Below are 20950 nucleotides of genomic sequence, written 5' to 3' on the forward strand. Positions count from 1 at the left end.
TGATGCACATCGCCGCCGATCTCTCCCAGGCCGTTGGGAACACGCCGCTGATCAAGCTCAGGAAAGCCTCCGAAATGACCGGGTGCGAAATCCTCGGGAAGGCGGAATTCATGAACCCGGGCCAGTCCGTGAAGGACCGGGCCGCGCTCTACATCATCAAGGACGCGGTGGAGAAGGGCCTGCTGGCACCCGGCGGCACCATCGTCGAGGGCACCGCGGGCAACACTGGTATCGGCCTTGCCCTGGTGGGCGCCTCCATGGGGTTCAAGACGGTCATCGTCATGCCCGAGACGCAGAGCCAGGAAAAGAAGGACATGCTGCGGCTGGCCGGGGCAGAGCTGGTCCTGGTGCCCGCCGCCCCCTATTCCAACCCCAACAACTACGTCCGCTACTCCGGCCGTCTGGCCGAAGAACTCGCCAAGACCGAGGCGAAGGGCGCGATCTGGGCCAACCAGTTCGACAACGTCGCCAACCGGCTGGCGCACATCGAGACCACCGGCCCGGAGATCTGGGAACAGACCGGCGGCAAGGTGGACGGTTTCGTCTGCGCGGTGGGTTCCGGCGGCACGCTGGCCGGTGTCGGCATGGCGCTGCAACCCAAGGGCGTGAAGATCGGTCTTGCCGATCCGGAGGGCGCGGGCCTCTACAAGATCTACACCGGCGAGGAAAACCCCGGGAACTCGATCACCGAGGGCATCGGACAGGGGCGGATCACCGCCAACCTCGAAGGCTTCACTCCCGACTTCTGCTGGCGCGTGCCCGATGACGAGGCGCTGCCGGTGGTCTTCGACCTGCTGCAGGACGAGGGGCTCTGCCTTGGCGGGTCCTCCGGCGTGAACGTCGCGGGCGCTGTCCGCCTCGCCAAAGAAATGGGGCCGGGTCACACCATCGTCACCGTGCTCTGCGACTACGGCAACCGTTACCAGTCGAAGCTGTTCAACGTCGACTTCCTCAAGGACAAGGGCCTGCCGGTCCCGCCGTGGATGAACCGGGCACCGGCCAGCATCCCGGGCGTGTTCGAAGACGCATGAAACATCTCACGCGGGCATTATCTCGGGTCCTGATCGCAGGGCTGCTTTGTCTTGCCGTGATCGCGGGCGAGGTGTCCGCGCAGGACGTGGCGCAGCCGGACTACACGGAATGGGATTTGCGGGCGCGTGCCGACGAGGTGAAGCTCGACCTCGGCACCGCGGCCGTGTCCGAGCTGGAGACCATGCGTGCGCGCATCGCCGACTGGCGCTCGCAGTTCCTTGCCGCTCAAAGCACGAACGAGGCGCGCATCGCCACGGTGCGCGCCCAGATCGACTCGCTGGGACCGGCGCCCGAGGAAGGGGAGAGCGAGCCCGATGACATCGCCGCGCGGCGCGAGGCGCTGAACGACCAACTGGCCGAGCTGCGCGCCCCGGTGCTGCAGGCCGAAGAGGCCTATACCCGCGCCGACGGCATCATCGCGCAGATCGACGGCATCATCCGCGACCGACAGGCGCGCGAGGTGCTGGCACTCGGGCCGAGCCCGCTCAATCCGGCCAACTGGGCAAAGGCAGCCACCGATCTGCTGGATTCGTGGCAGGGCGCTTGGCAGGAGATCAAGGACAACGTCACCTCGCCCTCCTACCAGGCGGAGGCGCGGCGCAACCTGCCGCTCGTGCTCCTGCTGATGGTGGTCGGCGTGATGCTCATCGCGCGGGGCAAACGCTGGGCGCTGATGGGGGTCGAGCAGGTCCGCGGCAAGGCCCGGCGCGGCACCGGTGTCTTCCGGTTCCTGATCTCCCTCGGCCAGATCCTGCTGCCGTACCTCGGCATCTACGCCATCGTCGAGGCCATCGAGGCCACAGGCTTTTCGGGCACGCGCTGGGAATTCCTCCTGGGCGAGCTGCAGTACTGGGCGGCGCTCATGCTGGGCACGCGCTGGCTGGCAGACCAGACCTTCCACGAGGACAGCGACCGCGCGACGATCCCGCTGAAAGACAACCCCCGCTGGGAGGCCCGCCGCCTCGCCAACGCGCTGGCCTTCGTTTACGTCTTCGCCGAGATGGTCGTGGCGCTCGGCGATCTCGACAGCTACTCCGCCGAATCCGCGGCCGTGGTGAAGTTCCCGGTGCTGGTGATCGCCAGCCTGGCGCTGTTCCGGCTGGGGCGCATCATAAGCCTCGACGGCAATGCCGAGATGGCGGAGAACGAGGACCGCACCGCCTTCCGCCTGCGTTTCCAGAGGCTGCTTGGCCGGATGGCCATGGTGGTGGCGGTCGTGGGCACCTTCATGGCGGCCATCGGCTACTTCCGCTTCGGCGAGGTCATGGTCTACCCCTACATCGCGACGCTGGCGCTGGTGTTCATCGTCCTCCTCCTGCAGCGGTTCATCTTCGACCTGTCGGAGCTGATCAACGGAACGCCCCAGTCGGATGGCGACGGCCTGATCCCGGTCCTCGCGGGCTTCCTGCTGAGCGCCGCCGCGCTGCCGTTCCTCGCCCTGATCTGGGGCGCGCGCAGCGCCGACCTGTCGGAGATCTGGACCCGCTTCCGCGAAGGTTTCGTCTTCGGCGAGACGCGGATATCGCCCACCGACTTCCTCATGGTCATCATCGTCTTCGTCGCGGGCTTCATGCTCACGCGGCTCCTGCAGGGGGCGCTCAAGTCCTCCGTCCTGCCGAAGACCAAGATCGACAAGGGCGGGCAGACGGCGATTACCTCCGGCGTGGGCTACATCGGCATCTTCCTCGCCGGTGTCGTCGCGATCACCGCCGGCGGGCTCGACCTCTCGTCGCTCGCCATCGTCGCCGGTGCGCTCTCCGTCGGGATCGGTTTCGGCCTGCAGACCATCGTGTCCAACTTCGTCTCGGGCATCATCCTGCTGGTCGAACGCCCGATTTCCGAGGGCGACTGGATCGAGGTCAACGGCACCCACGGCATCGTCAAGGACATCTCCGTCCGCTCCACCCGGATCGAGACCTTCGACAAGTTCGACCTGATCGTGCCCAACGCCGACCTGATCTCGGGCACCGTGTCGAACTACACGCGGGGCAACTCGCTCGGGCGGCTCATCGTGTCGGTCGGCGTGGCCTACGGCACCGACACCCGCAAGGTCGAGAAGATCCTGCTCGACATCGCGCGCCGTCACGACATGGTGCTGATGAACCCCGAACCGTTCATCAACTTCGCGGGCTTCGGCGCCGACTCGCTCGACTTCGAGATCCGGGTGATCCTGCGCGACGTGGGGCAGGTGCTGGTGGTGGGCACCGACATGCGCCACCAGATCATGGAGGCCTTCAAGGAAGCCGGGATCGAGGTGCCGTTCGCGCAGCGCGACATCTGGCTGCGCAACCCGGAGGTCCTGACCGGCGTCGGCAGGCAGAAGCCCGAGGACCCGCCGCAACAGGCCCCCTCAATCCCGGAACAGAAGGGCGGGCCGGGCACCGCCGCCGGGGCAGAGCCGCCGGGCAACGACGGCGAAGCCTCGGGCGACACCGGAGAAGGAGACAGGTAGATGACGGACTTCTTGTACCGCGAGGACACCTACCGGCGCGATGCGCCCGGTGTCGTGGTCGCCCATACGCCCGAGGGCGGTTTCGTCGTCGAACCGGCGCTCTTCTACCCGAAGGGCGGCGGCCAGCCGGGCGACAGCGGCTGGCTCGAATGGGACGGGCGCTCGCTTGCCATCGCCACGACCGTCAAGGGGGAGGGCGACAGCAGCATCCTCGTCCCGGCCGAACCCGCGCCTCTGCCGCCGCTCGGCGCCCATGTGGTGCAGATCCTCGACTGGGAGTTGCGCCACAAGTACATGCGCGTGCACACCGCGCTGCACCTGCTGAGCGTGGTCATTCCGCTGCCCGTCACCGGCGGGCAGATCGGCGCAGGGACCGGGCGGCTCGACTTCCTCATGCCGGAACCGCCCTCCGACCGCGACGGGATCGAACAGGCGCTGGTCCACCTCGTCGACCGCGACCTTGAGGTGACGGACGGCTGGATTTCCGAGGATGAGCTCGACGCGCGCCCGGAACTGGTGAAGACCATGTCCGTCCAGCCGCCGCGCGGGGCAGGGCGCATCCGTCTCGTCCGCATCGGCACAGGCACCGAACAGGTCGACCTCCAGCCCTGCGGCGGCACACACGTCGCCCGCACCGGAGAGATCGGCGCCGTGAGACTCGGCAAGATCGAGAACAAGGGCAAGCAGAACCGCCGGGTGAACATCACCCTCGCCTGACCGCAGGGCGAACCGGCGGGGCGCAACGCGTCACCGCTTGCGCCCGCCCGTTATCCCGGAAAATCGAGGGGCCGACCACTGGGGAAACCCGGTCACTTCCGCTTCTTGATGGGCGTGCCGTAAAGCTCCATCCGGTGACCCTTCAGCCGGTACCCCAGCTTCTCGGCGATCTTTTCCTGCAGCGCCTCGATCTCCTCGTCGACGAATTCGATCACCGCGCCGGTGGTCAGGTCGATCAGGTGATCGTGGTGTTCCCGGTCGGCATCCTCGTAGCGCGCACGGCCATCGCCGAAATCGACCTTCTCGAGGATCCCCGCTTCTTCGAACAGCTTCACGGTGCGATAGACCGTGGCGATGGAGATGTTCGGATCGCGGGTTGAGGCGCGCGCATACAGCTCTTCGACATCCGGATGATCGGTCGCGTCTTCAAGCACTTCCGCGATGGTGCGCCGTTGGCCTGTCATGCGCAGACCCTGCGCAGCGCAACGCTCTGTAATGGTGTCGGGCATGTGCGGTCCGGCGAGGTTAAATCTGCGTGTCCTCCGTTGTAGGCAATCACGGGGCCAAGGCCAAGAGGCGGGCCTCGCTCACGCGGCGGGAACCGCGCGCCGCGCGCGATCCGGCATCTCCCGGGGATTGACCCGGCGTCTTTTCGGGTGTCTGGAAAAGGCATGGAACGCAAGAGCTCTATGGATTTGCCAGGGGCGGCCGGCATGACGGCCTTCGCCGTGGCGCTCGCCTTCAATCAGGTCGTGATCAAGCTGACGAACACCGGATTCGGGCCCGTGTTCGGTGCCGGTCTAAGGTCGATCCTCGCACTGGCGGCGCTGGCCCTCTGGGTGGTGATCCGCCGTCGTCGCTTCGGCAACCTCGGCGCGACGCTTGGTCCCGGTCTGCTGCTCGGCGGGCTGTTCGGAGTCGAATTCATCCTGCTCTTCAAGGCACTGGACCTCACGACCGTGTCGCGTGCGTCGATCCTGTTCTACTCCATGCCGGTCTGGCTGGCGGTGGTGGCCCACCTGACGCTTCCCGGCGAACGGCTGTCTCTGCGGCGCACCGCCGGTCTGGGGCTGGCGATGGCCGGGGTGGCATGGGCGCTTGTCGATCCGCAAAGCCGGGCGGCCGGCGATCTTCGCGGCGACCTGCTGGCGCTTGGCGCATGCTGGTGCTGGGCCGGGATCGCCCTGACCGTACGCCTGACGCGTATCTCGGAACTCCCCGCCGAAGGCCAACTGTTCTGGCAGCTTGCGGTGTCGAGCGTGATCCTGCTGTGCGTCGCCCCATTCGCCGGGCCGCTGATCCGGACGCCGGACTGGATCAGCTACGCGGCCCTCGGCTATGGCGTGCTGGTGGCGAGCATGGGGTTCCTGTTCTGGCTCTGGCTGATGACCATCTACCCGGCCTCGGACATCGCCTCTTTCAGCTTCCTGTCGCCGGTGCTGGCGGTGGTGTTCGGCTGGCTGATCTTCGCTGAGCCGGTCGGCCCGCAGTTCATCGTGGCGCTCGGCCTCGTGGCGGTGGGGATCGTCCTGATCAACCGCCGCAAGAGACCCTCGCCGCTGGCTGAACCCGCAGGTCCCGAGGGCCTCGCCTCCGCCGGGCGCGAGGCCGGGTCTCCGAAGTCCGACTGAGGGTTGGGCGCCGCTGCCGTCTGGCGGGGTGCGGGACGGAGCCGGAAAGCCGGAGAGACGGTCCAAATTGGGCGGCTTGGACAAGTCGAACCGCATCGGATTGAACCAGAAAAACTTGCCAAGTCGTTAAGAACTAGACGTCCACCCGGTTCCTTCCGTTTCAATGCAAAGGCATGAGCCCACTGGACCGGAAACCGGTTTTCCACGGCTCATGTGTCAGCTGCGGATACGCCGACGGCCATATCCCGAACCCGTCAGACGGCCGGTCTGCTATCGTCCACCAACGCCATATGGCAACCACGGGGCCCCTTACGAGCGCTCCCAGCGATCAGGTGCCACAGAAGGTGGCGGTGACAACTTCGTCCTCTTTCGGCGGCCGCGTGAGCCATTGGTTCTGCTCCGATACCTCATACGGCGTGGCAAGAGCGTCGCGCAACCTGTTGAAAAGGCTGTCATCCCCATCGGTCGCCGCCTGAATGGCCTCTTCGATCCGATGATTGCGCGGGATGACCAAGGGGTTCGCGGCAGAGAGCACGGCCTGTGTATCGTCCTCCTCCGTCAGGCGGCTCTGCCACCGCCGGTGCCAGTCGTCATATGCGCTGCGATCTGCGATCTCGTCCCGCGCGGACCCTCGCGTCAGCGCCGCAAAGGTGTTGGTGAAGTCGGACCCGCCCGCCTGCATCAGCTGCAGAAGCTCTCCGATCAGCGCACCGTCATCCTCCCGAGGGTTGGAGATCCCGAGTTTCGCCGCGAAACGTCCCAGCCACTCCGCCTGGAGCAGCTCAGGCATGGCGTGGACCTCCTTCGTGAAGCTCTCCACCGCCGCCTCCTGGTCCGGCATCAGCGGGATCAGGGCGGTCGCCAGCTGCGCCATGTTCCAGACGATGATATCCGCCTGCGCCGCATAGGCGTAGCGCCCGAAGGTGTCGATCGAGCTGAACACCTTGCGGGGGTTATAGACGTCGAGGAAGGCGCAGGGGCCATAGTCGATGGTCTCGCCCGACAGGGTACAGTTGTCGGTGTTCATCACCCCATGGATGAAGCCCACGGACATCCATTGCATGACCAGCGCGGCCTGCCTGCGGATCACGGCGCGGAGCAGGTCGGTGGGCGATTCGGCGTCCGGGTAGTGGCGATCCACGGTATAGTTGAAAAGCGTTTGCAGCCCCGTGCGGTCCTGCAGGTTGGCGAAATACTGGAAGGTGCCGACGCGGATGTGGCTCGACGCGACGCGGGTGAAGACGGCGCCGGGCAGGGGGCGCTCACGTATGATCTCTTCCCCGGTGCGGCAGGCGGCCAGGGCGCGCGTCGTGGGGATTCCCAGCGCATGCATGGCCTCCGACACGACGTATTCGCGGATGACAGGACCCACCCATGCCCGACCGTCGCCGCGGCGCGAAAAGGGCGTCGGACCCGAGCCCTTCAGCTGAATGTCCACGCGGCGGCCGTCCGGGGCCAGCACCTCGCCCAGAAGGTGCGCGCGACCGTCGCCCAGTTGCGGGGAATAGCCGCCGAACTGGTGACCGGCGTAAACCTGTGCCAAAGGCTCTGCGCCGTCGGGCAGCGCGTTGCCGGAGAACAGCGCGGCAAGGTCGTCGTCGGTCATGTCGCGCGTCCCGGTGATCCCGAGGCTTTCCGCAAGCGGGTGGTTGAAGGCGATCAGGCTGGGGCGCGCCACCCGTGTCGGAGGCAGGTGGGCCGCAAAACCTTCGGGAAGACGGGCGTAACTGTTGTCGAACGGGATGTGCAGGGTCATGGCTTCAATATAGGCGGGGAGGCGCCGGCTTGACAGGGGGCCAAACGGGGCACCGCCCGAGGGGCCGCGTTGTGCGCCGCTGGGATGTTTTATGAGAAATCGGTCTGGCGGGCAGTCAGAGAACCCGCGACATGAAGATGTAACCGTCGCGCGCCTTGAACTTGTTGCGGGCGTAGAATGTCTGGGTCTTGTCGTCTTCGCGGTCGACTTCGAGGTGCAGGGCGCGAACGCCTGCGTCCTTCAGCGCCATGGCGATGCCGTGCACCGCCTCGCCGCCCATGCCCCGGCCGCGGACGGCGGGCCGGATGTAGATCTCGTCCACGATGGCGTCGAGCCCGCCGAATTCCACCGACCAGCCGAAGGTGATGGCGATATAGCCCACCGGCGCGCGGCGCGGACCGATCAGCCAGATCGCGCCATGCGGAGAGCCGTCGAGCAGCGGCTGGATCGCCGCCCTGTGGTGTTCGGCGTCGGTACCGAAGCCCATCTCGCCATGGAACCCCGCCACCATCGGCAGGAGTTTCGGGAGGTCTTCGACAGTGGCGAGGTGGAGGGATTTCATAGTATCGGCCAATAAATGCGTTTGAGAGGAACCATGGCGCGGGTTTCGACATCCAGGCGGTCATAATACTGGACGACCAGTTCGACGAGATCTTCGAGTGTCAAAAGCTGTAGAGGGATATTTGCGCGCGCCGCTTCATAGCGGGCGTCTTTGGTGAAACCGCCTGTCGAAACGTACAGCCCTTTATCGTTGCTGTGCCTGCCTCCGAGAAAACCGCGAAGGTCGGGCGCACCAATCGCACCCGCGCGGTGTTTGACTTCGACGATGATGCGGGGGTCCTGCAAGCCGAGCGCATCCGGGGTTGCACGAATGTCCTCCCCGCGATCCGGGCCCGGTGGAGATATTCGCGTGGCGTACCCCATGGCACGCAAGAGACCGGCAACGAATTCCTCCATCTGATTGGGAGACAGACGTGCGACCATATCGGAGATGAACTCAATGCTACGCTCTTCCATGTCGATTTCGGTGCCGGCTGCTTCCGGGTCATCGTCTGCCGGTTCAGAAGGTACAGGGGTTCCCTTGAGGCGGCTGAGGATTTCGGATTCGACAGAAGGTTTTAGCTGAAAAAGAGTAAGCAATGAGCCGAGTGTGTTACGTGCGGGCTGGCTTAGATCATCGCGCTTCACCTCGTCGATCCATTTTACGGGGCGCACATTGGGCCAGCTGTGTTCTCCGTCTGCCAGATGCCCAATCCTGTAGGACGCAGAGCCGGTGATCATCCCCACAGCGTAGACGCGTCGGGAAGGGTCGTACGAGACGACATGGTCGCCTTCTGCCACTTCCGTGATGAAGCGGTAAACTTGTCCGGCAGCGATCTTGTTGGTGAAGTCAGTGTTCTCGGGAAATGCACGCTGGCACGCGGCAAACATTCTTTCCAGGTTGGGGGATGCGGTGAAATCACCGATCTCGGACCAGCCGATTGCTACGATTTCGCCTTCGATAAAACTGTCAAACAAGACGCCTTTGCGCTCTGCGCGGACCATCCACATTGTCATAGCCGGCCCAGCCGTTCGGTCAGCAGGGCGAAGAAGCCGTCGTCGTCGATTGCCCCCATGAAGGTGGCGTTCGGGGCGCGCCCGGTGACGCGCCACCAGTCGGCGACGGTCATGCCGAGAGTAAGGTCGGAGGCGGTCTCGATCTCGACGTTGATGTGCCGTCCCTCGAAAAGGTCGGGCGCGATCAGGTAGGCGGTCACGCAGGGGTCGTGCAGCGGCGCGCCGAGGGAGCCGTATTTCTCCTTGTCGAAGCGTTCGAAGAAGTCGGTCATCTCGGCCACGGCGTGGCCTGCGGGGGTGCCGAGTGCGCGGAAGGCGTCATTGCGGGGCTTCGTCACCAGCGCCTTGTGGGTCACGTCGAGCGGCATGACAGTGATGGGTGCGCCGCAGGCAAAGACGACCTTCGCCGCTTCAGGGTCGACGTAGATGTTGAACTCGGCGGCGGGCGTGATGTTGCCGACCTCGAAATAGGCGCCGCCCATCAGCACGATCTCCGCGATGCGCGGGGCGATGTCGGGCGCCTTTTCCAGCGCGGTCGCGATGTTGGTGAGCGGGCCGAGCGGGCAGAGCGTGACGCTGCCCGGTGCCTCGGCGCGCAGGGTGTCGATGATGAAGTCCACCGCGTGCAGGTCGGCCACCGGCATCGTCGGTTCCGGCAGCACCGGGCCGTCGAGGCCGGTCTTGCCGTGGACGTGTTCGGCTGTGACGAGTGGACGGGCCAGCGGCGTATCGCAGCCCGCGAAGATCCGGGTGTCGGGCTTGCCCGCCAGTTCGCAGACGATCCGCGCGTTGCGGGTGGTCAGGTGCAGCGGCACGTTGCCCGCGACGGTGGTGATGCCCAGCACCTCGATCTCTTCGGGAGAGGCGAGGGCAAGCAGAATCGCGACGGCGTCGTCCTGCCCGGGGTCGGTGTCGATGATGATCTTGCGGGGCGTGGTCATGGCGCGTCTCCTCGTGCGGGGGTTTGGTGACACGCGGGGCGGGGTGCTGCAAGTGTCGAAAGAAATCCGGCAGGCATTGGCCTGCCGATCCGGTTTACCCTTGGTCAGTTTTCCCGTTTCCGGTGAATTGCAGCGCGTTATATGCGCGTATCAGGCAGAGCAGCTTGCCCCGCCGAGGACGCAGAACTTGGCGCAATGGGGGTGATTGAGGGCGACCTCGCCCTCCGCCTCCGCCAGGGTGGTGCCCAGCTCGAACTCCGCATCGTAGGGCAGGAGGGTGCAGGCTAGGACGGCGGGACGGTCGGCGCCCTTGCGTTTGACCACCATGCGAGAGGTCGAACACATCACCGAGGAGGGGTGTTTGCCCAGGATGCCCCAGCAGGCGGTGGTGATCTCCGGCACTTCGACGGTCTCGTCCATCTCGGGGAAGAGGACGGTCTGGCCGGGGTCGGCCGCGTCGATGTCGAAGCCTTCGCGGGAGAAGAGCGCGTCAAAGCCCTGCCGCGCCTCGGCATCGGATTCGTGCCAGAGCGTGCGGCCGGCGACGGCCATGCGGATCCCCTCGTCGCGCAGCCAGCGCATGCCTTCGATGGTCCGGGCGAAGCTGCCGATGCCGCGTTCGGCGTCGTGCTGGCTGGCGGAATAGTGGTCGAGCGAGACGCGCAGGGTCAGCCGGTCGCCGTGTTTCGCCTGCAGGTCCTTCAGGCCGCGCTGCACGCGGGGGCGCATCATCGGGCGCATGGCGTTGGTGAGGATCAGCACCTCGTAACCGCGGTCGAGCGCGGCGCGGGACATGGCGATCATCTCGGGGTTCATGAAGGGTTCGCCGCCGGTAAAGCCGATCTCGCGCACGGGCCAGTCGCGGTCTTCGAGCTGGTCGAGGTAGCTCTCGACCTCGGCTGCGGTGATGTAGACGAGGCTGTCGTTTTCGGGCGAGCTTTCGATGTAGCAGTTGGCGCAGGTGATGTTGCAAAGCGTGCCGGTGTTGAACCAGAGCGTCTGGGGGTCAGACAGCGCGACGCGCGCCCGCGGTTCGCCCTTCGCGGTGACGTGCGGGTCGCGGAACTTGCCCTCGTTGGCGAGGCTTGCGTCTTTCATCTGGCTCTCCGTGCTGTGCGGCCGTGCCGGAAGATGATGCATCTCTTGGCGGGGCAACACAATTTGGTCCCACGCCTTTGTGAAGGGCAACATCGCTGTTAGACTCCGTGCAACAGATGGGGTACGTCGTCATCGACATGTCGTTAGCGCTAACTGCGCCGCGAAACTGAAAGGATGTAATGCCATGGTGTCTCGTGTCATTCCGGTGGATGGCTTCGACCTCGTGATCTTTGGCGGCACAGGCGACCTGGCGCGCCGCAAGATTCTGCCCGGCCTCTTCCGCCGTTTCTGCGCGGGTCAGATGCCGGAGGATGCCCGCATCATCGGTGCCGCCCGGTCCGAGATGGACGACGCGGCGTTTCGCGACACGGTCGCCGACGCGATCCGCGAGTTCGGCGGCGCGCACAGGGCCGACAAGGCGCAGGTCGATGCCTTCCTGGAGCGGGTGGGCTACGAGCATGTCGACGCCATGGGCGAGACCGGCTGGGAGACGCTGAAAGGGCGGCTGAGGGACGGTGTGATCCGCGCCTTCTATTTCTCGGTCGCGCCGTCGCTGTTCGGCGCGCTTGCGGAACGGCTGCGCAGTTTCGGCCTGGCCGACGACGACAGCCGCGTGGTGGTCGAGAAGCCCTTCGGCAAGGACCTCGAGACGGCCAAGAAGCTGAACGCCACGCTGGCGGAGCATTTCGACGAGACGCAGATCTACCGGATCGACCATTACCTCGGGAAGGAGACGGTCCAGAACCTCATGGCCGTCCGCTTCGGCAACATGCTGTTCGAGCCGCTGTGGAACGCGCAATACGTCGACCACATCCAGATCACCGTGGCCGAGACGGTGAGCGTGGCGGGCCGCGGTTCCTACTACGACAAGTCGGGCGCGATGCGGGACATGGTGCAGAATCACCTGATGCAGCTATTGTGCCTGATCGCGATGGAGCCGCCCGCACGGTTCAATCCGGACGCGGTGCGCGACGAGAAGCTGAAGGTCATCCGGGCGCTGGACCCGGTCGATCATCATCAGATCGTGCGCGGCCAATACGACGCGGACGATACGCAGCCGGGGTACCGGACGCACGTGGACGACCTGCGCTCCACCACCGAGAGCTTCGTCGCCCTGAAGTGCCACATCTCCAACTGGCGGTGGGCGGGCACACCGTTCTATCTGCGCACCGGCAAGATGCTGCGGTCGCGCACGTCCGAGATTGCCGTGGTGTTCAAGGACGCGCCGCATTCGATCTTTGGTCCGGAGGCCGGAACGCACCGCAACGTGCTGTCGATCCGGCTGCAGCCGAACGAGGGGATGACGCTGGGCGTCACCATCAAGGAGCCGGGACCGGGCGGGATGCGTCTGGTGGACGTACCGTTGGACATGTCGTTTGCCGAAGCCCTGGGGCCGGATGCCGAGGAGGTGCCCGATGCCTACGAACGTCTGATCATGGACGTCATCCGGGGCAACCAGACGCTGTTCATGCGCGGCGACGAGGTGGAGGCGGCATGGGCCTGGACCGATCCGATCATCGCGGGCTGGAAGCGGCGCGGCGACGTGCCCAAGCCCTACGATCCGGGGTCGAGCGGACCCGAGGATGCGCTGATGCTGATGCACCGCGATGGCCGCAAGTGGCGCGAGATCAAGTCTTGAGGCATGGTGCCCGATGACGCATTTTCCCGGCAAAGGACCTGACCCCGGTCAGGTGCCTTTGCCGCGTTGGGCGGCGGCAAACGGTCTTTGCCACTAGTGACGTGCGGCGCGTCGGAAGCCGGTGCGCCGTGGACAGACCGAGGAAGGACAAACGGTTTGACCTACGAATTCATCGAGTATCCGGATCGCGAAATGCTGTCGATCGAGCTGGCACAGCGGCTGGCAGGCGACCTGCGCTCCGCTCTGCAGCACGAGGAGCGCGCGGCGCTTGTGGTGCCGGGCGGAACGTCGCCCGGGCCGATCTTCGACGATCTCTGCGCCGCCGACCTGGACTGGAGCCGGGTGGTCGTTCTTTTGGGCGACGAACGCTGGGTGCCCGAAGACAGCCCGCGGTCCAACACCGCGCTGGTAAAGTCGCGTCTGCTGGTCGAGCGTGCGGCAAAGGCCCGTTTTCTGCCCCTGTACGCCCCTTTCGATGCGCCGGAAGACGCGCTTGAGGAACTGAGCAAACCCATCGCGGAGGTGCTTCCCTTGGCCGTGGTGCTGCTGGGGATGGGCACCGACATGCACACGGCATCGATCTTTCCGGAGGCCGACCGCCTCGAAGAGGCGCTGAAGCCCGACGCGCCGATTCTGATGGCGATGCGCGCGCCCGGCGCGCCGGAGCCGCGGATCACCCTGTCGGCGCACGTGCTGAACGGGGCCATGTCGAAACACGTCCTGATCTTCGGCGAGGAAAAGCGCGCGGTGCTTGAGGGCGCCCGCGGCAAGCCGGGAATCGAGGCGCCGATCAACGCGGTTCTCGACGAGGCCAAGGTGCATTGGGCGCTCTGACCCGCCACGCGCGGGGTTAGGGTTGAAAGAATTTCAAAGGCCGGACGCGGACGTGCGGCGATGAGCGGAGAAGCGGGAATGTTCGAGGCTGTAAAGGCGCAGGCAGCGCGCATCGGGGATCGCCGGATCGAGGATCTGTTCTCCGAAACGGGGCGGGCCGAACGGTTCAGCGTGACCGCCCTTGGGATGCTCTTCGACTATTCGAAGACGCAGATCGACGCGGAGGTCGAGGCGGCGCTGCTGGCGCTTGTCGACGCGGCCAAGGTCGCGGACCGGCGCGAGGCGATGTTCACCGGCGCGAAGATCAACGAGACGGAAGGGCGCGCGGTCCTGCACACCGCCCTCAGGAACCTCGACGGCGACCCGGTTCTGGTCGACGGCGAGGACGTGATGCCGGAGGTGCTGGAAACGCTCGGCCGGATGGAGGCGCTGGCACGGGAACTGCGCGCCTCGGACGTGACCGATGTGGTGAACATCGGCATCGGCGGCTCAGACTTGGGGCCGGTGATGGCGACGCTGGCGCTGGCGCCCTACCATGACGGGCCGCGCTGCCACTTCGTGTCGAACGTCGACGGGGCGGACATCGCCGACACGCTGAAGGGGCTCGACCCGGCGACGACCGTGTTCATCGTCGCGTCGAAGACCTTCACCACCATCGAGACCATGACCAACGCGCAATCCGCCAAGGACTGGCTCGCAGGCCATGGCGTGTCGGACGAGGGGAAGTTCATCGCGTTGTCGTCGAACGCGGAGAAGGCCGGGGCCTTCGGCATTCCGGAGGAGCGGGTCTTTGGCTTCGCGGACTGGGTTGGTGGGCGTTATTCCATGTGGGGGCCGATCGGGCTATCGGTGATGATCGCTGTCGGGCCGGAGGACTTCCGTGCCTTCCTGTCGGGCGCGCGCGCGATGGACATGCACTTCCGCGAGGCGGAATGGTCGGCGAACCTGCCGGTGATGCTGGCGCTGGTGGGGATCTGGCACAACCAGGGGCTGGGTCATGCCACGCGGGCGGTGCTGCCCTACGACAACCGGCTTATGCGCCTGCCGGCCTACCTCCAGCAGCTTGAGATGGAGAGCAACGGCAAGGGCGTCAGCATGGACGGCGCCGATCTGCCCTATGACAGCGGCCCGGTCGTGTGGGGCGAGCCGGGCACCAACGGCCAGCACGCCTTTTACCAGCTGATCCATCAGGGGACGCGGGTGATCCCCTGCGAGTTCATGGTCGCCGCGAAGGGACACGAGCCGGAGCTGGCGCATCACCACCAGTTGCTGGTGGCCAACTGCCTTGCGCAATCGGAGGCGCTGATGCGGGGCCGCAGCCTGGACGAGGCGCGCGGCAAGGTCGCGGGCAAGTTCGAGGGCGAGGAACTGGAACGGCAGGCGCGGCACCGCGTGTTCCCGGGCAACCGGCCCTCGACCACGCTGATGTACGAGACGCTGGACCCGGAGACGCTGGGCAAGATCGTGGCGCTGTACGAGCACCGGGTGTTCGTCGAGGGGGTGATCCTCGGGATCAATTCCTACGACCAATGGGGCGTGGAGCTGGGCAAGGAACTGGCGACGGCGCTTGGCCCGATGGTGAGCGGAGACGCGCCGATTGCCGGAAAGGACGGCTCGACCGAACAATTGTTGCGATTTGTGCATGCAAATCAGGGTTGAGAGCGGCGTGAAACATCGCTGAGAGCGGCGTGAAACGCAGGTGTGCGCGGAATGTTCCGCGCCGATGCGAAAATATTGGGCGGAACAGAAAGGGGGAGGTGGCGTTTTCTGGTCATCTGGATGGGATAAGGAGAATTCCTATGAAACGCTTTCTTTTGACGACCGCGGCCGCCGCCCTCATTCCTGCCTTCGCCATTGCGCAGCAGGACAGCGACAGCACCACGATCCTGCCGCAGGATCAGGCGCAGCAGACGGATCAGGCGACGAACGAAGAGTCTGATTCCGACAGCCAGAACATGGTGGACTCGACCTCCGACGAATCCACCTCCGTCGAGGGCGAAGCGACCGCAGACGCCGAGGCCGACACCGACGCGGCTGACGCCGATGCAGACGCAACCGCCTCTGCCGATGCGACCGACCCGGCCGCCGAGGAAGAGGATGCGACGGACACCGCCGATGCAGCCGACCCGATGGCAGAGGAAGAGGACGCGACGGACACCGCCGACGCAGCCGATCCGATGGCAGAGGAAGAAGACGCGACCGACTCGGCAGACGCAGCCGATCCGATGGCGGAAGAGTCCGACACCATGGAAGCCGCTGAAGGCACCGACTCGATGGCCGGTGACGCGGACATGTCCAGCGAGATGGCCTCGGGCGAAGAGGGTCTCGGCGTGACCGGCGACGTGTCGGCCAAGGCCATCATTGGCAACCGCGTCTACGTGATCGAAGGCGAGTGGGACAAGACCGCGTCCTTCAACACCGTGGCCGAAGACTGGACCCGCGTGGGTTCCGTGCAGGACATCGTCATCAGCGATGACGGCGGCATCGCCGGTATCGTTGCAGAAGTCGGCGGTTTCCTCGGCATCGGCGACAAGTTCGTGCTGCTCGAGTCCGGTGAAGCCAAGCTCGTGCCGCTCGAAGGTGGTGGCTACGACGTGGTGACCTGGTACTCCAACGACCAGCTGACGGAGATGCAGGCGTACGAAACGACGCAGATGCAGTAATCGCCTTTCACAGGTGAAGGAACGGCCCGGGCATTGTCCCGGGTCGTTTCGATTCCAGAGTGTCCGCGAGCCATGTGCCCGAATTCGCAGGGCGGGGCGGTCAGGGAATGTCGAAGTCCGGCGGCGCCAGTTCGAAACCCTCGAAGCGGAAGCCCGGCGATACCGTGCAGCCGACGAGCGCCCAGCCGTCGCCCGCCCGCGCGGCCTGCCAATGCCCTTCGGGAACGATCGCCTGAGGCGTTTCGCCGTTCAGCAGATCCGGTCCCAGCAGGATGTTCTGGCGCGGTCCTTGTTTGGTCGCCGACACCGACAGGACCAGCGGCGTGCCCGCGTAGAAATGCCAGATCTCTGTCGCATCGACCGCGTGCCAATGGCTCTTCTCGCCGGGGCCGAGCAGGAAATAGATGCAGGTGCCGGCGGGCCGTGTCCCATCCTCCGCCCCGGCGATCCACGTCTGCCGGAAGTGCCCGCCTTCGGGGTGTGGTGCGAGATCCAGTCGCGCGATGATGTCTTCGGCGGTGAGTTCCGTCATGGCGGCGCGCGCTCCTCTCAAAGGCTGTTAACCAAACCGCAGCAGGGTTGCCGCATCGAGTGGCTCTCATGAGGAGGCAAGAACGATGGCAACAGCACGGCATGTCCGGCAGATGGCCGAGGAAATCGTCGCGCGCGAGGGTGGTTATGTCAACGACCCGGACGATCCGGGCGGCGCGACGAAATACGGGGTGACGGTGCACACGATGCGCCGGCTGGGTCTCGACCTGACGCGGGACGGCGCGGTCGATGCCGAGGACGTCAAGCGCATCACCCGGGCGCAGGCGGTGGAAATCTACCTCGACCACTATTTCCTGCGCCCGCGGATCGCGGAGCTGCCCGAGGCGCTGCAGGCAACGGTCTTCGACATGTATGTCAACGCCGGGGCCAACGCGGTGCGCATCCTGCAGCGGCTGCTGGCGGAGATGGGCGAACGGGTGGGCGTCGACGGCGCCATCGGTCCGCAAACCATCGCCGCCTGCGCGCGCGCCTTTGCCAAGGCGCCGCACCACATGGCCGATGCCTACGGGATCGCCCGGCGGAACTACTACTTCCGCCTGGCGGACCAGCGGCCGGCGTCGCGCAAATATGCCCGGACGCGCGCAGGCGGGAAGGGCGGCTGGATCCGCCGCGCGGAGGAGTTCATCTCGGCCCGTTATCACATGACGGATGCCGAGTTTCAGGCGCGGGTGGCGGCATGGGGATAGTGCAGGGCCTTCTGGCGACGCTGTTCGGCAGCGGCCGGAACGCGATCGCCGACACCGCCGAGGTCTTCCGGGTGAACGCGGAGAAGGACGCGGTGCGCGAGGCGGTCGCCCAGCAGGCCGCGCTCGGCCAGTTCGGGACGGAGTTCCGCGTTTCGGACCGCGGCTGGTTCGACCGTCTGATGGATGCGCTGAACCGCATCCCGCGTCCCGCCATGGCGCTTGGTACCATGGGGCTATTCGTGGCGGCAATGGTCGATCCGGTTTGGTTCGCGGCGCGCATGGCCGGGATCGCGCTGGTGCCGGAGCCGCTGTGGTGGCTTTTGGGGGCGATCGTCAGCTTCTACTTCGGCGCCCGCCACCAGGCGAAGGGACAGGAGTTCCAGCGCGAGATCGCGGTGACCATGGCCGCCGTGCCGCAGGTGGTGCAGACCGTGCGCGACGTCGAAGCCCTGAGGGGCGGGGCGCAGGTGAATGTCGGCTCCGAAGAGCCAGAGGCGTTCGAGACCCCCGCCGACAATGCCGCCTTGAACGATTGGCGAAAGGCGTCCTGACGGCGCCCTTTGCCGTCCCAGCGGATAGAAACGTGACAGGCGTCGGCTGCGGTCCGGCGCCTGTTTCCGTGTTGGCGGGGCACCTGTTTGCGACGGCGGACAGGCGGAGGGTGATGGGCCCCCGCGACAAAGTGAACGCCCGATCCGCGCGATTTCATTTGGCCCGGCTTGGCCCGCCTCCTATAACCGGCGGTATGATTGCAGAGCTCGGACACTTCGCCCTCATCCTCGCCTTTCTCGTCAGCCTCGTGCAGGCGACCGTGCCGCTGATCGGGGCGCATCGAAGGTGGCCGGGATGGATGGCCGTGGCCGAACCCGCCGCGACCGCGCAATTCCTGCTGGTGGCGGGCTCCTTCGCGGCGCTGACCTATTCCTTCGTGGTGTCCGACTTCTCGCTGCGGCTCGTGGTGCTGAACAGTCATTCGGCCAAGCCGCTGCTCTACAAGTTCTCCGGCGTCTGGGGCAACCACGAGGGCTCCATGCTGCTGTGGGTGCTGATCCTGGCGCTCTTCGGGGCGATGGCCGCGTGGTTCGGGGGCAACCTGCCGCCGACGCTCCGCGCGCGGGTGCTGGCCATCCAGTCGCTGATCGCCGCGGCCTTCTTCGCCTTTATCCTGTTCACGTCCAACCCCTTCCTGCGCATGGCGATTCCGCCCTTGGACGGGCAGGACCTGAACCCTCTCCTGCAGGACCCCGGGCTCGCCTTCCATCCGCCGTTCCTCTACCTCGGCTACGTGGGCCTTTCGATCTGCTTCAGCTTCGCCGTCGCCGCCCTGATCGAGGGGCGTGTGGATGCCGCCTGGGGTCGCTGGGTGAGGCCGTGGACGCTGGCCGCATGGGTCTTCCTGACCATCGGCATCGCGCTGGGGTCGTGGTGGGCCTACTACGAGCTGGGCTGGGGCGGCTTCTGGTTCTGGGACCCGGTCGAGAACGCCTCCTTCATGCCCTGGCTCTTCGCGGCGGCGCTGCTGCACTCGGCCATTGTGGTCGAGAAGCGCGAGGCCCTGAAAAGCTGGACGGTGCTGCTGGCGATCCTGGCCTTCGGGTTCTCGCTGATCGGGACGTTCATCGTGCGGTCGGGGGTCCTGACCTCCGTCCACGCCTTTGCCAACGATCCCGAACGCGGGGTCTTCATCCTCGGCATTCTCGTGTTCTTCACCGGCGGGGCGCTGACGCTATTCGCGGCGCGCGCATCGACCATGGACGCGAAGGGCATCTTCGGCGTCGTCAGCCGGGAATCCGCGCTGGTGGCGAACAACATCCTGCTGGCGGTGTCCTCCTTCGTGGTCTTCGTGGGCACGATGTGGCCGCTGGTCGCCGAGATGGCATTCGGCCGGAAACTGTCGGTCGGCGCGCCGTTCTTCGAGATGGCCTTTACACCGTTCATGATCGTGCTTGGCCTGATCCTGCCGGTGGGCTCGATGCTGGCATGGAAGCGCGGGTCGCTCAGCCGTGTCACGCGGCAACTGGTCCCGGCCTTCGTGCTTGCCGTGGCGCTGGCAGGGCTCGTCTGGTCGATGCAGACCGGACGCACCCTGCTTGGCCCGGTGGGGGTCTTCCTCGGCACATGGGTCATTGCCGGCGCTCTGACCGACCTCTGGAGCCGCACGGGGCAGAAGCGGGAAGTCAGCCGCCTTCTGCGTCTGCCGCGCGCCGACTGGGGCAAGACCGTAGCCCATGCGGGGCTTGGCATCACGATCCTCGGCGTCTCGGGCCTTCTGGCCTGGCAGCAGGAGGACATCCGTGTCGCACAGGTGGGCGAGCCCTTCGAGGTCGGCGCCTACACCCTCGAACTGGCGGACGTGCAGCGCGTGCAGGGACCGAACTACATGTCCACGACGGGCGAGGTGATCCTGTCGCAGGACGGCACCGAGGTCGCGCGCCTCTTTCCGGAAAAGCGGACCTACCCGGTGCAGCAGATGCCCACCACCGAAGCGGCCATCGACTACCGTTTCCTGCGTGACGTCTACGTCGTGATCGGCGATCCGCAGGACAACGGCGGCTGGGTCATGCGGTCCTACATCAAGCCCCTGGCGAACTGGATCTGGGGCGGGTGCATCCTGATGGCCATCGGCGGCCTGCTGAGCCTGAGCGACCGGCGGTACCGCGTCGCGGCGGGCGCCCGCAAGACGGCGCGCATCCAGGGCGTCCCGGCAGAATGAGCGTGGTGTCTGGCATCAAGCTGCGGCTCACGGGCCCGCTGGTTCTGCTGGCCATGGTCTTCGCCCTTGTCGCCAGCGTGGCGATTGCGGTGCAGCCGGACGAGGTTCTGGACGATCCGGCACTTGAGGCCCGCGCCCGTGAGATTTCCGCCGGTCTCCGCTGCCTCGTCTGCCAGAACGAAAGCATCGACGACAGCAACGCCTCGCTCGCGCGGGACCTGCGGCTGCTGGTGCGCGAACGCCTTGTGGCCGGTGACACCGATGCCGAAGCCGTGGACTTCATCGTCGACCGCTACGGCGAGTTCGTGCTGCTGAAGCCCACGACGGGCGGGTGGAACTGGCTGCTCTGGGCCGCCGGACCGCTGATGTTCCTGATCGCCATGGGGATGGGCGTGGCCTATATCCGGCGTCGGTCGCAGGCCCCCGAAACCGTTCAGGACGGGCTGTCTGACGACGAGCGGCGGCGGCTGGAAGAACTGCTGGACAACTGACGTAGCCGCGGATGTCGGGCGTGCCACGCCCATGTCTGAGCCGTGTTTGCAGGCTTTGTGTGATCGGGCCGTCTGGGTACTTCATTCGATCAAACCGGCCCATGTTCGGTCGTCCGCATCGCCTTCAAGTCTCGGGCCAGACAAGACGGCAAACACGCATGAAAATCCTGACTTCGGGACGTGGCGTT

General features: G+C 66.1%; 19 protein-coding genes. 12 read left to right on the forward strand and 7 right to left on the reverse strand.

What is annotated here, in order from left to right:
* Positions 1–2 precede the first annotated feature (2 nt).
* From QNI11_RS08975 to QNI11_RS08985, 3 genes are read left to right on the forward strand one after another with little or no spacing between them, the layout of a single operon-like run.
* Complete coding sequence (locus tag QNI11_RS08975) at positions 3–1031, forward strand: cysteine synthase A (RefSeq protein ID WP_283983153.1); 1029 nt, start codon at positions 3–5, stop codon at positions 1029–1031.
* Positions 1028–3484, forward strand: coding sequence for a DUF3772 domain-containing protein (locus QNI11_RS08980; RefSeq protein ID WP_283983154.1), 2457 nt, complete (start codon positions 1028–1030; stop codon positions 3482–3484). The genes QNI11_RS08975 and QNI11_RS08980 overlap by 4 nt, the downstream gene beginning before the upstream one ends.
* Positions 3485–4201 carry an alanyl-tRNA editing protein gene (locus QNI11_RS08985; RefSeq protein ID WP_283983155.1) on the forward strand — a complete coding sequence of 239 codons (717 nt, stop codon included), beginning with the start codon at positions 3485–3487 and terminating at the stop codon, positions 4199–4201. It abuts the gene before it with no gap.
* Positions 4202–4293: 92 nt separating this feature from the next.
* On the opposite strand, the gene QNI11_RS08990 is transcribed toward QNI11_RS08985, so the two are convergent.
* Entirely contained in the window at positions 4294–4710 is a 417-nt protein-coding gene (locus QNI11_RS08990; RefSeq protein WP_005861016.1) for a Fur family transcriptional regulator, read from the reverse strand.
* A gap of 204 nt (positions 4711–4914) precedes the next feature.
* Between QNI11_RS08990 and QNI11_RS08995 the strand changes: the two genes are divergently transcribed.
* Positions 4915–5832: a DMT family transporter gene (locus QNI11_RS08995; protein WP_283983156.1), complete on the forward strand. Its 918-nt coding sequence runs from the start codon at positions 4915–4917 to the stop codon at positions 5830–5832.
* A gap of 328 nt (positions 5833–6160) precedes the next feature.
* Here the strand turns inward: QNI11_RS08995 and QNI11_RS09000 are convergent, their stop codons facing one another.
* From QNI11_RS09000 to QNI11_RS09020, 5 genes are all read right to left on the reverse strand, one after another.
* Positions 6161–7588: a YdiU family protein gene (locus QNI11_RS09000; RefSeq protein ID WP_283983157.1), complete on the reverse strand. Its 1428-nt coding sequence runs from the start codon at positions 7586–7588 to the stop codon at positions 6161–6163.
* 115 nt (positions 7589–7703) lie between these two features.
* Positions 7704–8150, reverse strand: a complete 447-nt coding sequence (locus QNI11_RS09005) for a GNAT family N-acetyltransferase (protein ID WP_100930777.1) — start codon at positions 8148–8150, stop codon at positions 7704–7706.
* Entirely contained in the window at positions 8147–9133 is a 987-nt protein-coding gene (locus QNI11_RS09010; RefSeq protein WP_283983158.1) for a restriction endonuclease, read from the reverse strand. The genes QNI11_RS09005 and QNI11_RS09010 overlap by 4 nt, the downstream gene beginning before the upstream one ends.
* A gap of 8 nt (positions 9134–9141) precedes the next feature.
* Positions 9142–10086: a nucleoside hydrolase gene (locus QNI11_RS09015; protein ID WP_283983159.1), complete on the reverse strand. Its 945-nt coding sequence runs from the start codon at positions 10084–10086 to the stop codon at positions 9142–9144.
* Positions 10087–10236: 150 nt separating this feature from the next.
* Positions 10237–11184: a radical SAM protein gene (locus QNI11_RS09020; protein WP_283983160.1), complete on the reverse strand. Its 948-nt coding sequence runs from the start codon at positions 11182–11184 to the stop codon at positions 10237–10239.
* A 184-nt stretch (positions 11185–11368) separates the two neighbouring features.
* Here QNI11_RS09020 and zwf point away from each other — a divergent pair, with 184 nt between their 5' ends.
* The 4 genes from zwf (at position 11369) to QNI11_RS09040 (ending at position 16320) form a co-directional block, all read left to right on the forward strand.
* Positions 11369–12823 carry a glucose-6-phosphate dehydrogenase gene (zwf, locus tag QNI11_RS09025; RefSeq protein WP_283983161.1) on the forward strand — a complete coding sequence of 485 codons (1455 nt, stop codon included), beginning with the start codon at positions 11369–11371 and terminating at the stop codon, positions 12821–12823.
* A gap of 156 nt (positions 12824–12979) precedes the next feature.
* On the forward strand, positions 12980–13657 hold the full coding sequence (pgl, locus tag QNI11_RS09030; RefSeq protein ID WP_283983162.1) for a 6-phosphogluconolactonase: 678 nt from the start codon (positions 12980–12982) through the stop codon (positions 13655–13657).
* Positions 13658–13735: 78 nt separating this feature from the next.
* Complete coding sequence (gene pgi / locus QNI11_RS09035; RefSeq protein WP_283983163.1) at positions 13736–15316, forward strand: glucose-6-phosphate isomerase; 1581 nt, start codon at positions 13736–13738, stop codon at positions 15314–15316.
* Positions 15317–15456: 140 nt separating this feature from the next.
* Positions 15457–16320, forward strand: coding sequence for a PRC-barrel domain-containing protein (locus tag QNI11_RS09040; protein WP_283983164.1), 864 nt, complete (start codon positions 15457–15459; stop codon positions 16318–16320).
* Positions 16321–16420: 100 nt separating this feature from the next.
* On the opposite strand, the gene QNI11_RS09045 is transcribed toward QNI11_RS09040, so the two are convergent.
* On the reverse strand, positions 16421–16852 hold the full coding sequence (locus QNI11_RS09045) for a cupin domain-containing protein (protein ID WP_283983165.1): 432 nt from the start codon (positions 16850–16852) through the stop codon (positions 16421–16423).
* Between the two features lie 85 nt (positions 16853–16937).
* On the opposite strand from QNI11_RS09045, the gene QNI11_RS09050 reads away from it, so the two are divergent.
* The 4 genes from QNI11_RS09050 (at position 16938) to QNI11_RS09065 (ending at position 20762) form a co-directional block, all read left to right on the forward strand.
* Positions 16938–17558 (forward strand): holin-associated N-acetylmuramidase, encoded by a 621-nt coding sequence (locus QNI11_RS09050; RefSeq protein ID WP_283983166.1) that lies wholly within the window; start codon positions 16938–16940, stop codon positions 17556–17558.
* Positions 17549–18109, forward strand: a complete 561-nt coding sequence (locus tag QNI11_RS09055) for a holin family protein (protein ID WP_283983167.1) — start codon at positions 17549–17551, stop codon at positions 18107–18109. Before QNI11_RS09050 ends, QNI11_RS09055 begins: the two co-directional genes overlap by 10 nt.
* Positions 18110–18303: 194 nt before the next feature.
* Complete coding sequence (locus tag QNI11_RS09060; RefSeq protein WP_100930776.1) at positions 18304–20271, forward strand: heme lyase CcmF/NrfE family subunit; 1968 nt, start codon at positions 18304–18306, stop codon at positions 20269–20271.
* The gene (locus tag QNI11_RS09065; RefSeq protein WP_373418431.1) at positions 20268–20762 is read left to right on the forward strand and encodes a cytochrome c-type biogenesis protein CcmH; all 495 of its coding nucleotides are present in this window, start codon (positions 20268–20270) and stop codon (positions 20760–20762) included. The genes QNI11_RS09060 and QNI11_RS09065 overlap by 4 nt, the downstream gene beginning before the upstream one ends.
* Positions 20763–20950 lie beyond the last annotated feature (188 nt).

Origin of the sequence: Sagittula sp. MA-2 (genome assembly GCF_030126985.1) — a bacterium.
GTDB lineage: Bacteria > Pseudomonadota > Alphaproteobacteria > Rhodobacterales > Rhodobacteraceae > Sagittula.